Genomic DNA, 14,259 nt, shown 5'->3' on the forward strand with positions numbered 1-14,259 from the left:
TGTAGCCTGCCTCTGTGCGCAGCGGGTCAGTCGCCGCTGAACATCTCACGGATGCGCATTGCGATGTGATCGGTATGGGTCTCCAGCGCGAAGTGACCGCTATCCAGCAGCTCGACCACCGCCTGCGGATTATCGCGCTGCCAGGCCACGGCGCCGGGTGGAATAAAGAAAGGATCGTGTTTGCCCCAGATCACCAGCGTCGGGAGCTGCTGCTGGCGAAAGAATGCCTGAAATTCCGGGTAGCGTTTGAGATTGCTGGCGTAATCAAGGAACAGTGCCTGCTGAATATCTTTGTTTCCGGGACGCTCCATCAGCAGCGTGTCCAGAGTATAACTTTCCGGGGCGATCTGCTGCGGATCGCTGACCCCATGCAGATACTGCCACTTAACCCCTTCGGCTGTCAGGATGGCGTCGCGGATCACCTCACCGTTTTCCTCGCTGGGTTCCGCCCAGTATGCGCGAACCGGTGCCCAGGCGTCTCCCAGTCCCTCCAGATAGGCATTACCGTTTTGCGATATCAGTCCGCTGACGCGATCCGGGTAGGCCAGCGCCAGCCGCAGACCTGCGGGAGCTCCATAGTCGAAAACATACATTGCGTAGCGTTTCAGCCCGAGTGCATCGACAAACGCGGTCAACGTCTGGCCGAGTGCGTCGAAAGTCCATGAATAGTTACGTTCGGCGGGGACGTCAGTAAAACCAAAGCCAGGCAGATCGGGCGCGATGATATGGAACTTATCGAACAGAAGCGGGATGAGATTGCGAAACTGATGAGAGGAGGTGGGAAAACCGTGCAGCAGTAGCAACACCGGCAGTGATGGATCGCCCGCTTCACGATAGAAAACATTAACGCCGTCGGCCTGCTGATAACGATAAGAAACAGAGTGTGTATTCATGATATTTTCCTGTAACTGGTTAAATAGCATTTATAGGGTTACAAGGGCTTATTATGCAGCGATTATGTAACCTGTCAAATTGATATTTAGTGGTTACATCAGGCCGTTTGTAACTACTAATCTGCTTTTTTATCGGTTACAGTAGCGTCAGAAGATTTCAATAATGAGGGCGACATCATGGCGGAAACGCAATCACACTCCGGCCAGGGGCCGTGGTTTCTGGCCGATCATCCGGCGCTGAATTTTATCAACACCGAGGCTATCGCAGAGGGGCGGCCACACGATTTCTTGCAAAGCGATCAGGATGTTGAAGACTGGCTGCAACAGGCCGGACTGCTAACCGACGGATCTGCGCCGCAGTATGAGCCGGGCGCGCTGGTGCAGGCCGCACGTCAGTTACGTCAGATTGTTCGTGACGCTGTGCAGCAGCATAAAGCAGGTGAGAATGTGAGTACTGAGGCGCTGAATGTCTGGCTGGGCCAGGCAACGAGTCACCTGCAACTGAGCGGGGAGTCGGGTTCGCTGACTATCCGGCGCGTTTACGCTAGCCAGAACGTAAGGCAGCGGCTGGGACAGGTTGCAGAACAGGCTGCAATGCTGCTCACGCAGGAAGATTTCAGCAGAGTCCGTGCCTGTGAACATCCCGACTGCACCCTGTGGTTTTACGATCGCACCAAAGCGCATCGCCGCCGCTGGTGCAGCATGGCGCTGTGTGGCAATCGGGCGAAAGTCGCGCGTTTCAGGGCAGTAAAATCGGGTGGGTAGAGCGTGCGTCTGCCAGATAAAAAAACACCCTGCAGAGCAGGGTGTCAGAAGTGTTATTTAGCCGCTGTCGTGGCGGGCTTTTGCCGTTTACGCAGCTTATCAATCAGTCGATGGGCTTCCGCTTTGGTTGCTACCGCAGGTGAGGAGCCGGTCAGCGGCTGACGCGCCGTTTCACGTACCGTCAGAATGGTCAGCAGGCCAATCACACCTGCGCCCATCATGTAGTAAGCGGGCATCATGTTGTTTTTGGTGGTATCCACCAGCCACGCGGTAATCAGCGGTGTCGTACCGCCGAACAGCGACACCGACAGGTTAAAGCCGATAGCCAGTGCGCTGTAACGGATATCGGTTGTAAACAGGGCTGGCAGCGTCGAAGGCATGGTGCCGCTGAAGCAGGTGTGCAGCACGCCCAGAATCAGCAGGCCGCCAAATACCGCCCACATGTTACCGGAACCAATCAGCATAAAGCTCGGAATCGCGAGCAGAATCAGGCCTACTGCACCAAAGCCAATCACCGGACGACGACCAATGCGATCGGTCCAGCGCCCCCACAGCAGCGTCAGCGGCATCATCACGAACATCGCCACCATAACCAGCAGCAGACCACTCAGCTCTGGCAGTCCCAGCACGCCGGTGAGGTAACTCGGCATATACGAGGTCAGCATGTAGTTAGAGACGTTGAACAGCAGCACCAGACCGATACATTTCAGCATAGGCGCACGATACTTGCTCAGCATCTGCATCAGCGTCAGGCGCGGTTTGCTCTGCTCCAGCGCTTCCTGCTTTTCCATGTGCTGCTGGAATGCCGGGGTTTCTTCGAGCTTCAGACGGACATAGAGGCCGAACAGACCCAGCGGCGCGGCAATAAAGAACGGCACGCGCCAGCCCCAGGACATCATCGCCTCGTTCGACATCACGGTGGTCATCACCGTGACCAGGCTGGCCCCGAGCAGGTAGCCGCCAATGGTACCGAACTCCAGGAAGCTGCCCATAAAGCCACGGCGTTTGTCGGTGGAGTACTCCGCGATAAAGGTCGCTGCACCACCATATTCACCGCCGGTCGAGAAGCCCTGAATCAGGCGCGCAACCAGCAGCAGAATCGGGGCCATAATCCCGATCGACGAATAGGCCGGGATCAGCCCGATGCAGAATGTCCCGATCGACATCATGATCATCGTCATCGCCAGCACTTTCTGGCGGCCGATGCGGTCACCCAGCGGGCCAAACACCAGGCCGCCAATCGGACGCACGAGGAAGGCCGCCGCAAACGTACCAAAGGTGGCAATCAGCTGCACCGCGTTGTTGGCATCCGGGAAAAAGACTTTGCCGATGATGACGGCAAGATAGCTGTATACGCCAAAGTCGAACCATTCCATCGCATTACCGAGCGCCGCTGCGCCAACTGCGCGCTTCAGCATGTCGTTATCAATAACGGTAATGTCGTCAACAGTCAGCTCTTTGGGCTTCCTGTTCCAGAAATGTTTCTTTGGGTGTTCAGACGATGTGTTTCTGGTGTCCATATTCTCCTCAGGTACTTCAATGAAGGAGTCTTATAGCTTTCGCAGCCGCAAATAATGTTCAGAAGAAACCGTGGAAATGAAAGCTATAAGAAGCCGAATAATTTTTAAGTGAAGCGGCAGAAACCGCAGCCGGTAAACCTTAGACTACGAATGTAAGGTTTTGCAAGTTTTCAGCCGAAATAACTGGCTTTGCTGACAAAACCAGCACACTGCACTTACTCATGCCTGCTTACGCTCATAAACATTTGGTCATATCCCGCGTTTCTGGCTCAGATGCTGTCTGGCGCTGATTTCATCAGCCACGCCTGCGCTCATTAATCAGCTTCAGGCCGTCAATGCGGTCCAGCGCCTGCAGCAGCTGTTCCGTGCTGGCGGTCAGGCTGATACGGATATAATCTCGCCCGGCGGGGCCAAAGCCGTGACCTGGTGCCACCAGCAGATGACACTCTCGCAGTAACAGGCTGGCGAACTCCTTGCCGGTAAAACCGGGTGGCGCAGGCAGCCAGAGGAAAAAGGTGCCCTGACGAGCGCGCACCGGCCAGTGCATCGCTGCCAGCCTGGCGAGTACCACGCGACGCCGCTGGTGATAAGGATCAGCCAGACGGTTAAGTTGCTCAGCAGAGAGCGACAAGGCGGTGATGGCGGCATCCTGCACCGCGCCAGACACCGTGCTGTAGCTGTGAGTATGCAGTTTTTTAAAAGCCGCAATCATCGAGGCGTTTCCCACCGCAAAGCCCACACGCCAGCCTGCCATCAACGCGCTTTTCGACAGGGTGTAAATTTCCACCCCCCAACCTTTGGCATTGGGCTGGGTCAGCAGACTCAGCGGCTGCTCGCCCGACTCACTGCCCAGCGTGGCGTAGGCGAAGTCATGGATCAGCGGAATATGGTGCTGGCGGGCGAAAGCCAGCGCGTCGGCGAACAGCGCGGGCGTCGCCAGTGCGCCGGTGGGATTATGGGGATAATTGAGCATAACCATACCGGCGCGCGCGGCAATCTCATCCGGCACCTGAGTAAAATCGGGCAGGAAAGCGTTGCGCGCCTCCAGCGGGATGCCATAAAAATTGGCACCGGCCTGGCGTGCTGCTGAGCGATAGATTGGATAACAGGGATCGGTGGAGATTAACACCTGGCCCGGGTTGAGCAGGGCGCGGGGAAAGCCGTTGACGCCAACGTGCGCGCCCTGAAACAGCGCAACTTCGGTATCGGGATCCAGCATGACCCCATAGTGACGCTGGTAAAAGTCTGCGATAGCCTGACGCAGGGCGGGCTTTCCCCAGAAAGAGGGATATTCATGATTTTCCGGCCTCGCCGCAGCAGCCTGTAAGGAGGCGATGACCGCAGGCGGCGTAGGCTGTCGCGGGCTGCCCGATGAGAGATCGATAAGCGGTAACTGCGATGCATCCAGTTCTGCTGCCTGCTTCTCGAGTAAGCTGAACAGATTCTCTTCCAGCCCTGCGACCAAATCTGAAGCTGCAAACTCCGCCATAACCGTCCCGCAATAAAGAGTGTGAAGCGGAAAAGAATGACACAGCCGCGTTTCATTTCGTTAGCAGAAATAACGCTGAAGATTGCCGCCATCTGGATATTCAGCCTGTGACTATCGTTAGCATAAATAAGCCAAAGTCGGGGCCGGTTTTGCCTGTTCCTGATTGTAAGGGCTGTGATTAAATCGATTGCTCTCACAATAATGAATCAGGAAGCATTATGCGCATTACTTCACGGGGAATTATTTTTTCACTAACGGCTGTTTCAATTTTTATCTCTGCTGCGCAAGCCGCAGACCAGAAAAAAATACGCATCGGTTTTAATCCGGGTCCGTATAAAGAGCAGTTTGAAAAAGGCGTGGCGCCTCTGTTAATTAAGCAGGGTTATACGCTGGAATATAAAGATTTCAGCGATGGCATTCAGGTTAATGATGCTGTTCATCGCGGCACGATTGACGCCAATATCATGCAGCATCCGGTCTATCTGAAGTCGGTTAACGATCGGCTTGGCATCGATAATGTCGGTATTGTGCAGGTGCCGACCCCGCCAATGGGGCTCTATTCTGAACGCGCAAAAACGCTGACGCAGCCCGCGCCAGGCAGCACGGTCTCTGTGCCGAATCAACCCTCAAATGAGTATCGGGCTGCGCTGTTACTTCAGAGCATAGGCTGGCTTAAAATCAGTCCGGAGAGTGATGCCGCAACCTTCTCGCAGAAAAACATTACGGAGAACCCCTACAAAATCGTGCTGAAAGAGATGGATAATGCCCAGCAGGTGCGCGCACTGCCTGATGTGGATTATGGTGTCATTCAGGGTAACTTCGCGGTCTCCAGTGGCCTGAAACTCAATTCCGCGCTGAAACTGGAGGCACCAACCAGCCAGTTTATTAACGTAGTAACGGTAGCGGGTAAAAATAAGCAGGCTCAGTTTGCCCGTGACATTATTGCCGGCTATCACTCGCCGGAATTCAAAGCGTATATCATCAGTAATGCGCAATATGCGGGCTATCTGTTGCCAGACTATTTCAAATGAGTCAGACGGCTATCGCGTTTCACCAGGTCAGCAAAACCTTTGCACGTAACGGGACAGAAGTACAGGCGCTGCAGGATATTAATTTGCGCATCAACCGGGGCGATATTTTTGGCGTTATCGGCACCAGCGGTGCCGGAAAAAGCACGCTGCTGCGCCTGATTAATCATCTGGAAACGCCGACAACCGGCACGGTGGAGGTGCAGGGTGAAGCGTTACAGGGGGTCAGCAAAAAGCGGTTAATTGAAGTCAAAAAGCAGATTGGGATGATCTTTCAGCACTTTAATCTGCTCAATGCCCGTACCGTATTTCACAACGTGGCCATCCCGCTGATATTGCAGGGGCGGAGTAAAGATTTTATCGCCACCCGCGTGGCGGAACTGCTGGCGTTTGTGAACCTCAGCGACAAAGCCAACAGCTACCCGGACGAACTCTCCGGCGGTCAGAAACAGCGCGTCGGGATTGCCCGTGCGCTGGCAACCAATCCTGCCATTCTGCTGTGCGATGAGGCGACGTCGGCGCTGGATCCTCAGACCACGGTGCAGATTCTGCTGTTGTTACAGGAAATCAATCAGCGTTATGGCATCACCATTGTGCTGATCACCCACGAGATGTCAGTGGTGCAGCAGATCTGCAACCGGATGGCGGTGATGGCGCAGGGGCGTATTGTTGAACAGGGCGATGTCCTGACGCTGTTCGCCGAACCGCAGCAGGCGGTGAGCGCCAGCTTTGTGCAGTCGGTCATTCACGATCGCCTGCCACAGCAGACGCTTGAATTGCTCAGCGAGCATCCGGCAGCCGACGCGTTGCGGCTGGAGTTTGTCGGCAGCACGGCACAGCAGCCGGTAATCAATCAGCTGATTCGTAACTATGAGGTGGAGGTGAATATTCTGTTCGCCAGCATGACGGAGGTGCAGCGCACCATTCTGGGTTTCATGATTGTGCAGATCAAAGGTGAACCCGCGCAGCGCGAGGCGGCGATTCAGTTTCTCACCGCGACCGGAGTAAAAATCAGTGATGTCTGAACTCTTTGAAACGGCTGTAACCGGCGATCAGTTCCTGACGGCGATGCAGGACACGCTGATTATGGTGGGGCTGTCGCTGGGCTTTGGTTCGCTGCTGGGGCTGCCGCTGGGCATTATTCTGGTGGTCTGCCGGCCGGGCGGAATACAGCCGCAGCGTCTGGTGCATCAGCTGCTGAACCCCGTCGTGAATATCATCCGTTCGCTGCCGTTCATTATTCTGCTGATCACTATCCTGCCGCTGACGCGCCTGCTGGTGAACACGACGATTGGCACGGCGGGTGCCATTGTGCCGCTGGTGATCTTTATTGCGCCTTATATCTCGCGGCTGGTGGAAAGCGCGCTGCTGGAAGTCGACGAAGGCATTCTGGAGTCAGCCAACGCGATGGGGGCTACCACGCTGCAGACTATCTGGTATTTCATGTTACCGGAGGCCGCTTCTTCACTGGTGCTGGCGCTGACCACCGCTACCATTGGACTGCTGGGTGCCACGGCGATGGCGGGCACGGTGGGTGGCGGCGGCATCGGTGACCTCGCCATTACCTACGGTTATCAGCGCTTTGACGCCTTTGCCACGATTTCGACTGCGCTGGTTCTCATTATTATTGTCCAGCTTCTGCAAACCCTGGGGACGCGTATTTCACGCCGTATCCGACGCGAGTAAACCATGAAGAAGAATGATTTAGCGGTAATGCACTGGGGCACCTATCACGTCACCACCGACGGCGATACGCTGACGTCGGTCAGGCCGGTGGCGTGGGACCGTAATCCGTCCGCTATCGGTCAGTCGCTGCCGGGCGCGGTGCAGAGTGAAACCCGGGTCAGAAATCCGGCTGTCAGGCTCGGCTATCTGCAGAACAGAAGCGCTTCACGCAGCAGGCGCGGCAAAGAGCCGTTTGTCGAGGTGAGCTGGGAAGTGGCACTGCAGCTGGTGGCGGACGAGCTGGCGCGGGTGAAAACCGGGCACGGCAATGAGGCGATCTATGCCGGTTCATATGGCTGGTCCAGCGCCGGACGATTTCATCATGCCCAGAGCCAGCTGCATCGCTTCTTTAACCACTACGGCGGCTACACCGCCAGCACCAATACCTACAGCATTGCGGCCGGTGAACGCACGCTGCCGCACATCATCGGTAATCTGGATGAGTTACAACGTCACCATACTCACTGGCCGGTACTGGCGGAGTATTGTGAACTGTTTGTGGCGATTGGCGGATTGCCGCTGCGCAATGCGCAGGTCAATGGCGGTGGGGCTAACGATCATGCGCTGGCTCACTGGCTGACCACACTGCGGCAGAATGGCACCCGCTTTATCAACATCAGTCCGGTCAGAAACGATCTCGCCGGGGTGGCCGATGCGGAGTGGCTGGCGATAACGCCCGGCTCTGATACGGCATTGTTGCTGGCCATCGGGCAGGTATTGATTGCGGAGTCCCTGTATGACGCGGCCTTGGTGTCGCGCTATACCGTGGGTTTTGAAATCTACGCGGCCTATCTGCAGGGTGAGCATGATGGTCTCGTCAAAACGCCCGAATGGGCCGCGTCACTAACCGGGCTGGCAGCCGATCAGATTCGCGGATTAGCACGGCAGATGGCGGCTCACAAAACGATGGTCAATATTGCCTGGTCAGTGCAGCGTGCGCGGCAGGGCGAGCAGGCGTTCTGGGCCACCGTCGCCACCACTGCGCTGCTGGGGCAGATTGGCACGCCCGGCGGCGGGCTGGGGTTTGGTTACGCCTCAACCAATCTGGCGGGGGCCGCCCGGCGACAGTTCTCCGGGCCCCGGCTGCCTGCCGGCCATAATGCCGTACAGCAGACTATACCGGTGGCGCGTATCGCTGACATGCTGCTTAATCCCGGCGGTCTCTATGCGTTTGACGGGCAGCAGCTGACCTATCCTGACATCCGACTGGTCTACTGGGCGGGCGGCAACGTCTTCCATCATCATCAGGATATCAACAAGCTGATACGCGCCTGGCAGCAGCCAGATACCGTGATTGTGCATGAGCAGTTCTGGACGGCGCAGGCCAGATTTGCCGATATCGTGCTGCCCGCCACCACTTCGCTGGAGCGTGAGGATATTGGCAGCGCCAGCAACGACGGCTTTATTATCGCCATGCCGCAGCATCTGCCGCCGTTTGGGGCGGCAAAATCGGATTACGCCATCTTTGCTGAGCTGGCGCAGCGGCTCGGTTTTGCTGATGTATTTACTCAGGGGCGCGATGAGCGCCAGTGGCTTGAAGCCATCTACGCAGACTCCCGGCCACGCGCAGCGGCGCAGGGCATCGAACTGCCGCCCTTTGAGGCCTTCTGGTCACAGGGCGTGGTGGAATATCCCGCGCCTGACACACCGCAGATCCTCCTCAAAGCGTTCCGCGATAATCCGGAGTTGGACCCGCTCAGCACGCCATCGGGAAAAATCGAACTCTTTTCGCAGCGGGTGGCTGACTTTGGCTATGAAGAAGCGCCCGGCTTTGCCTTCTGGTATCCGCCGGAATATCAGGCTCAGCAGCAGGAGAAGCAGCAGTGGCCGTTGCATCTGCTCTCCAGCCAGCCGCGAACCCGGCTACACAGCCAATACGATCATGGCCGGGTCAGCCGGGCCACCAAAATTGCCGGGCGCGAGCCGCTCTGGATGCACCCTGAGGATGCGGCTGCGCGTGGCATTAAGGAGAACAGCATCGTGAAAGTGTTCAACGGATGCGGCGCGCTGCTGGCGGGCGTGCATCTGACGCAGGATATCCTGCCGGGGGTAGTGCAGATGTCGACCGGGGCCTGGTATGACCCGCTCGAACAGCAGGAGGGCAAGCCGCTGGATAAACATGGCAATCCTAATGTGCTGACCCAGGATCGCGGCAGTTCACGACTGGGCCAGGGGTGCAGCGCGCAGACCTGTTTTGTAGAGATTGCGCTTTACCACGAGACCCTGCCTGAAATCACAGCGTGGTCGCCACCGGAATTTGTGATCCCGACCACAGAGTAATCTGCGGGCGGGGACTTAAGGGGCGGTGGGATATTCCCATCCGCCGCATATCCATAGCAGGATTAGTTGGTAGTTAACGCATAACTGAAATGGCAAGGTAAAACGATTCTATGCCAACAGAGTGTTAATCATGAGTGCGTTAACCCCATCAGAATTGCCGGTCATTGATTTCGCATTATTGTCAGGTAATCAACAGCAGCAGCGACAGGTTCAGGAAAAATTAAGCCAGGCCGCGCGTGATGTCGGTTTCTTCTACTTAATTAATCACGGTATCGACCGTGAATTACTGGATGAGGTTCAGCGGGTCGCACGGACGTTTTTTGCTCTGCCGCAGGCGGACAAAACGGCGGTCGCCATGGCCAACTCACCGCATTTTCGTGGTTACAACCTGGCGGGCGTGGAAATCACCCGTAGCCAGCCCGACTATCGTGAGCAGTTCGATATTGGCGCAGAGCGCGAAGCGCTGCCCGTCACCGCCGATTCCCCGACCTGGCAACGCATGCAGGGGCCGAACCAGTGGCCTGAAGCCTTGCCTGAATTGCAGACGGTGGTGACCCGCTGGCAGCAGCAGATGACTGCCGTGGCGCTGGAGCTGCTGCGCGCCTTTGCCGAAGCGCTGAACCTGCCATGTAACGCCTTCGATAACCTTTACGGCGACTATCCCAACGAACACATCAAACTGATCCGCTATCCGGGCCGCACCGAGGGTGAATCACGCCAGGGTGTAGGTGCACACAAGGATTCGGGTTTCCTGACCATGCTATTACAGGACGACCAGCCGGGCTTGCAGGTTGAAGTGACGCCGGACAACTGGATCGATGCCTCACCTTTGCCGGGCGCGTTTGTGGTCAACATTGGCGAACTGCTGGAGCTGGCGACCAACGGCTATCTGCGCGCGACGGTACACCGCGTGGTGTCGCCGCAGCAGAACAATGAGCGGTTATCCATCGCCTTCTTCCTTGGCGCACAGCTCGACGCCGTCGTGCCAATCTATCAGCTTCCCCCGCAGCTGGCTGAGCTGGCGCAGGGACCGAGCAGCGATCCGCTTAACCCGCTCCTGCGAGAAGTTGGCTGGAATTACCTTAAAGGCCGGCTGCGTTCGCATCCGGAAGTTGCCCAGCGTTTCTATCCCGAACACAACACCCACTAAAAACTACGACTGATAACGATAAGAGATAAATGATGATGATTAAAAAGCGCTTTCTGGTTCTGGCTGGTCTTTCACTGCTGATTGCTCAAAGTTTACAGGCGGCACCGCTGCGCGTGGCGGCCGATCCGCTGCCGCATGCGGAAATCCTTGAGTATGTCAAAACTCTGGATCCGAAACTGGATATCAAAATTGTTGAGCTGAGCGGGGGCGTGAATGCCAATGAACTGCTGGCATCCGGGGATGTCGATGCCAACTACTTCCAGCATCTGCCTTATTTAAAAGATCAGGAGAAAGCGCTGGGAAAAACCTTTGCCGTGGTCGCCAGTGTGCATATTGAGCCGCTGGGGATCTACTCGCGTAAGGTGAAATCGCTGGCAGCGTTGCCAGAGGGCGCAAGCATTGCCGTGCCGAACAACACTACCAACCTGAGCCGCGCACTCTGGCTGTTGCAGGATAAAGGGGTGATTAAACTTAACGCGCAGGGCGAGGCGGGTTCGACGCTGGTGACGCCGAAAGATATCAGTGAAAACCCGAAGAAAATTAAAATTGTTGAGATCGAATCACCGCAGCTGCCACGGTCACTGGATGACGTCGATGCCGCCATTATCAACGGCAACTATGCCCTGGAAGCGGGTCTGAATCCGGCGAAAGATGCGCTGGGGCTGGAGTCCGCGGCGCATAACCCTTACGCCAACCTGCTGGTGACCACGCCTGAACTGGCGAAAGATCCGCGAGTGATTCAGCTGGCGAAAGATCTGCGCTCGCCGCAGGTTGCAGAGTTCATCCGTAAAACCTATCAGGGCTCTGTGATTCCGGTCGCGGACCAGCAGCATGATTAAGCTCAGTCATCTCAGCAAACACTACGCTGGCGCACCTGCGCCAGCGTTAGACGATATCTCTCTGACCATCGAAGAGGGCACCATCTTTGGCATCCTGGGCCGGAGCGGGGCGGGCAAAAGTACGCTGCTGCGCTGCCTGAACCGGCTGGAGAGTCCATCCAGCGGGCGGATTGAGATAGATGGTCAGGATCTCGCCACATTGAGCCTGGCGCAGCTGCGTCAGCAGCGCCAGCAGATGGGGATGATCTTCCAGCACTTCAATCTGCTGCATTCCCGTAACGTGCAGGACAATGTCGATCTGGCGCTGGAGATTGCCGGTGTGCCCAGGGCGGAGCGCCGCCAGCGGGTCGCCTCGCTGCTGAAACTGGTGGGGCTGGAGTCCTTTGCGGCCGCCTGGCCGTCGCAGCTCTCAGGTGGACAGAAACAGCGCGTCGGCATCGCCCGCGCGCTGGCCGCCCGACCGCGTTATCTGCTGTGCGATGAGGCCACCAGCGCGCTGGACCCCGAAACCACCACCTCGATTCTCGATCTGCTGGCCGATATTCAGCAGCAGCTCAATATCACAGTTGTGTTGATTACCCATGAAATGGCGGTAGTAAAACGTATCTGTGACGGTGCGGCGCTGCTGGAGAATGGCCAGCTGGTCGAGAGCGGCACGCTGAGCCAGATTATGGGACGTGAAGAGGGACGCCTGCGCAAAATGCTGCTGAAGGATGGCGAAGCGGACCGGGCGTTTATTGAAAAGTATCAGCGAGAGGCATTAACCCGATGCGTAGCATGAGTAGCGATCGGTTTCAGGAACTGCTGTTGAACGCCACAGGCGAAACATTATATATGGTGCTGCTGGCGGCACTTTTTACGGTTGCAATAGGTTTACCGGTGGGCGTGCTGCTGTTCCTGACCCGTCCCCAGGGCATTCTGCCTAACCGCGCGATTTCACTGCTGCTCAATGCGCTGGTCAATACCGGGCGCGCGCTGCCGTTTGTGGTGCTGCTGATCGCACTGATTCCTTTTACCCGCCTGCTGGTCGGCACCACGCTCGGCAGTACCGCCGCGATTGTCCCGATTACGCTGGGCGCCTTTCCCTTCTTTGCCCGCATCGTGGAGAACGCGCTGGATGAGGTCGATCGCGGCCGCATTGAGGCGGTAGTCTCAATGGGCGGCACGCTGTGGCATATCGTCAGCCGCGTATTGCTGCCGGAAGCACTCCCTGCGCTGGTGGCGGGCATTACCCTGACGATTGTGATGCTGATTGGCTTCTCGGCGATGGCGGGTGTGGTCGGCGGTGGCGGACTGGGCGATCTGGCGATTCGCTACGGCTATCAGCGCTTCGATAACCAGATCATGGCGGCCACCATTGTGGTGCTGCTGGCGCTGGTGATGCTGATTCAGAAACTCGGTGACCGCCTGGTGCGTTCGCTGGCTTATCGGCGTTAAGGGGCATCGATGTTTCGTGTAATGTCGCCGAAAGGCTACCTGCAACGGCCTGGACTCCGGTCTGAAGTGGGTGAGATTATCCGGCCGCTGGCCTCGCATATTCACATCCTCACGTCGCCGAACGCCTGGCAGGCGGTGAATCCGGCACTGAGCATCAGCCTGGAACAGGCAGGTATTCGCTGGCAGCTCGACATGCTGACCGGTGAATGCACCGATGCCGCGATAGCTGCACTGCAACAGCGGGTGCAGACGCACGGAGCCACCCTGATTCTGGCCGTCGGGGGCGGGCGGGTGCTGGACTGTGCCAAAGCGGTCAACGATGCCCTGCCGGATGTGCGGCTGGTCAACTTCGCCACGCTGGCTGCCACCTGCGCGGCCTGGTCTCCGCTGGCAATTATCTATAACGAGCAGGGCGGGCATCTTCGCAGTCAGCCACTTAATGCCATGCCGGAATGGATTCTGGTGGACAGCGAAGTGATTGCCCATAGCGACGTCCGCTACCTGCGATCCGGTATTGTTGACGCGCTGGCAAAATGGTTTGAGTTTGAACCTTATCAGCGACAGACGTCGCACCGGATGGCGCTGGATCTTAAAGTCGCCGCCGCCTGGCAGGCGGTGACGGTGCTGAAACAGTGGGGTGAAACGGCGGTGGCCGATAACCTTGCGCAACAGGTGACCCCAGCGCTGGAGAAGGTGATTGAAGCCAATATTGTGCTGGCGGGGCTGGCGAACAGTATTCAGGACGCAATGGCGACGCCCGGCTTTGCCCATGTCATCCATGATCGTCTGACGCACCAGCCGGAACTGCATCACTGGCTGCACGGCGAAAAGGTCGGTTTCAGCCTGCTTATCCAGTCATGGATTGAACAGCAGGGCAAACAGATTGAGCCGGAACTGCTGTCGCTGCTGCGCCTTTTCCACTCGCCCCTGACGCTGCCCGCGGCTATCGACGCCGACACCGTGCGTCAAATCGCGCAGCAAATCCACTTTCCCGCCGCCAGCCTGGCGCATCTTCCCTTTACGTTCGACCCTCATCAACTGGAGCAGGCTCTGCTGGCGACGGCTGCGTTTAAACCGTAAATACGGTTAGTCAGAAGAACAGACGTTGCCGCTTGCCAACCTACCAATAGTAA

13 protein-coding genes are annotated in these 14,259 nt (G+C 57.2%); 10 read left to right on the top strand and 3 right to left on the bottom strand.

All coding sequences use genetic code 11. The annotated features are described in order from the left end of the window. Window positions 1–26: 26 nt before the first annotated feature. Window positions 27–893, bottom strand: coding sequence for an alpha/beta fold hydrolase (locus IBT54_RS00345; protein WP_201251272.1), 867 nt, complete (start codon window positions 891–893; stop codon window positions 27–29). Window positions 894–1,070: 177 nt separating this feature from the next. Between IBT54_RS00345 and IBT54_RS00350 the strand changes: the two genes are divergently transcribed. Next, entirely contained in the window at window positions 1,071–1,658 is a 588-nt protein-coding gene (locus IBT54_RS00350; RefSeq protein WP_201251273.1) for an ABATE domain-containing protein, read from the top strand. A 53-nt stretch (window positions 1,659–1,711) separates the two neighbouring features. On the opposite strand, the gene proP is transcribed toward IBT54_RS00350, so the two are convergent. Beyond that, complete coding sequence (proP, locus tag IBT54_RS00355) at window positions 1,712–3,178, bottom strand: glycine betaine/L-proline transporter ProP (protein WP_095708080.1); 1,467 nt, start codon at window positions 3,176–3,178, stop codon at window positions 1,712–1,714. 295 nt (window positions 3,179–3,473) lie between these two features. Beyond that, the gene (locus IBT54_RS00360; protein ID WP_201251274.1) at window positions 3,474–4,667 is read right to left on the bottom strand and encodes an aminotransferase class I/II-fold pyridoxal phosphate-dependent enzyme; all 1,194 of its coding nucleotides are present in this window, start codon (window positions 4,665–4,667) and stop codon (window positions 3,474–3,476) included. Between the two features lie 218 nt (window positions 4,668–4,885). Between IBT54_RS00360 and IBT54_RS00365 the strand changes: the two genes are divergently transcribed. The 9 genes from IBT54_RS00365 to IBT54_RS00405 all read left to right on the top strand — a co-directional run bounded on the left by IBT54_RS00365 (window position 4,886) and on the right by IBT54_RS00405 (window position 14,206). Continuing rightward, window positions 4,886–5,698 (top strand): MetQ/NlpA family ABC transporter substrate-binding protein, encoded by an 813-nt coding sequence (locus IBT54_RS00365; RefSeq protein WP_201251275.1) that lies wholly within the window; start codon window positions 4,886–4,888, stop codon window positions 5,696–5,698. Further along, window positions 5,695–6,720, top strand: coding sequence for a methionine ABC transporter ATP-binding protein (locus tag IBT54_RS00370; RefSeq protein WP_201251276.1), 1,026 nt, complete (start codon window positions 5,695–5,697; stop codon window positions 6,718–6,720). Before IBT54_RS00365 ends, IBT54_RS00370 begins: the two co-directional genes overlap by 4 nt. Beyond that, window positions 6,713–7,381, top strand: coding sequence for a methionine ABC transporter permease (locus IBT54_RS00375; protein WP_013196169.1), 669 nt, complete (start codon window positions 6,713–6,715; stop codon window positions 7,379–7,381). Before IBT54_RS00370 ends, IBT54_RS00375 begins: the two co-directional genes overlap by 8 nt. A gap of 3 nt (window positions 7,382–7,384) precedes the next feature. Beyond that, the gene (locus IBT54_RS00380; protein WP_201251277.1) at window positions 7,385–9,700 is read left to right on the top strand and encodes a molybdopterin-dependent oxidoreductase; all 2,316 of its coding nucleotides are present in this window, start codon (window positions 7,385–7,387) and stop codon (window positions 9,698–9,700) included. 130 nt (window positions 9,701–9,830) lie between these two features. Beyond that, the gene (locus IBT54_RS00385) at window positions 9,831–10,850 is read left to right on the top strand and encodes an isopenicillin N synthase family oxygenase (RefSeq protein WP_201251278.1); all 1,020 of its coding nucleotides are present in this window, start codon (window positions 9,831–9,833) and stop codon (window positions 10,848–10,850) included. A 35-nt stretch (window positions 10,851–10,885) separates the two neighbouring features. After that, a complete protein-coding gene (locus tag IBT54_RS00390; RefSeq protein WP_033785173.1) occupies window positions 10,886–11,689 on the top strand; it encodes a MetQ/NlpA family ABC transporter substrate-binding protein in 804 nt (267 codons plus the stop codon). Continuing rightward, window positions 11,682–12,470, top strand: a complete 789-nt coding sequence (locus IBT54_RS00395) for a methionine ABC transporter ATP-binding protein (RefSeq protein WP_013196173.1) — start codon at window positions 11,682–11,684, stop codon at window positions 12,468–12,470. Before IBT54_RS00390 ends, IBT54_RS00395 begins: the two co-directional genes overlap by 8 nt. Further along, the gene (locus IBT54_RS00400; RefSeq protein WP_013196174.1) at window positions 12,458–13,126 is read left to right on the top strand and encodes a methionine ABC transporter permease; all 669 of its coding nucleotides are present in this window, start codon (window positions 12,458–12,460) and stop codon (window positions 13,124–13,126) included. Before IBT54_RS00395 ends, IBT54_RS00400 begins: the two co-directional genes overlap by 13 nt. A gap of 9 nt (window positions 13,127–13,135) precedes the next feature. Continuing rightward, window positions 13,136–14,206 carry an iron-containing alcohol dehydrogenase family protein gene (locus tag IBT54_RS00405; protein ID WP_201251279.1) on the top strand — a complete coding sequence of 357 codons (1,071 nt, stop codon included), beginning with the start codon at window positions 13,136–13,138 and terminating at the stop codon, window positions 14,204–14,206. The last annotated feature ends 53 nt before the right edge of the window (window positions 14,207–14,259 follow it).

Source organism: Pantoea sp. S62 (assembly GCF_016658625.1).
GTDB lineage: Bacteria > Pseudomonadota > Gammaproteobacteria > Enterobacterales > Enterobacteriaceae > Pantoea > Pantoea vagans.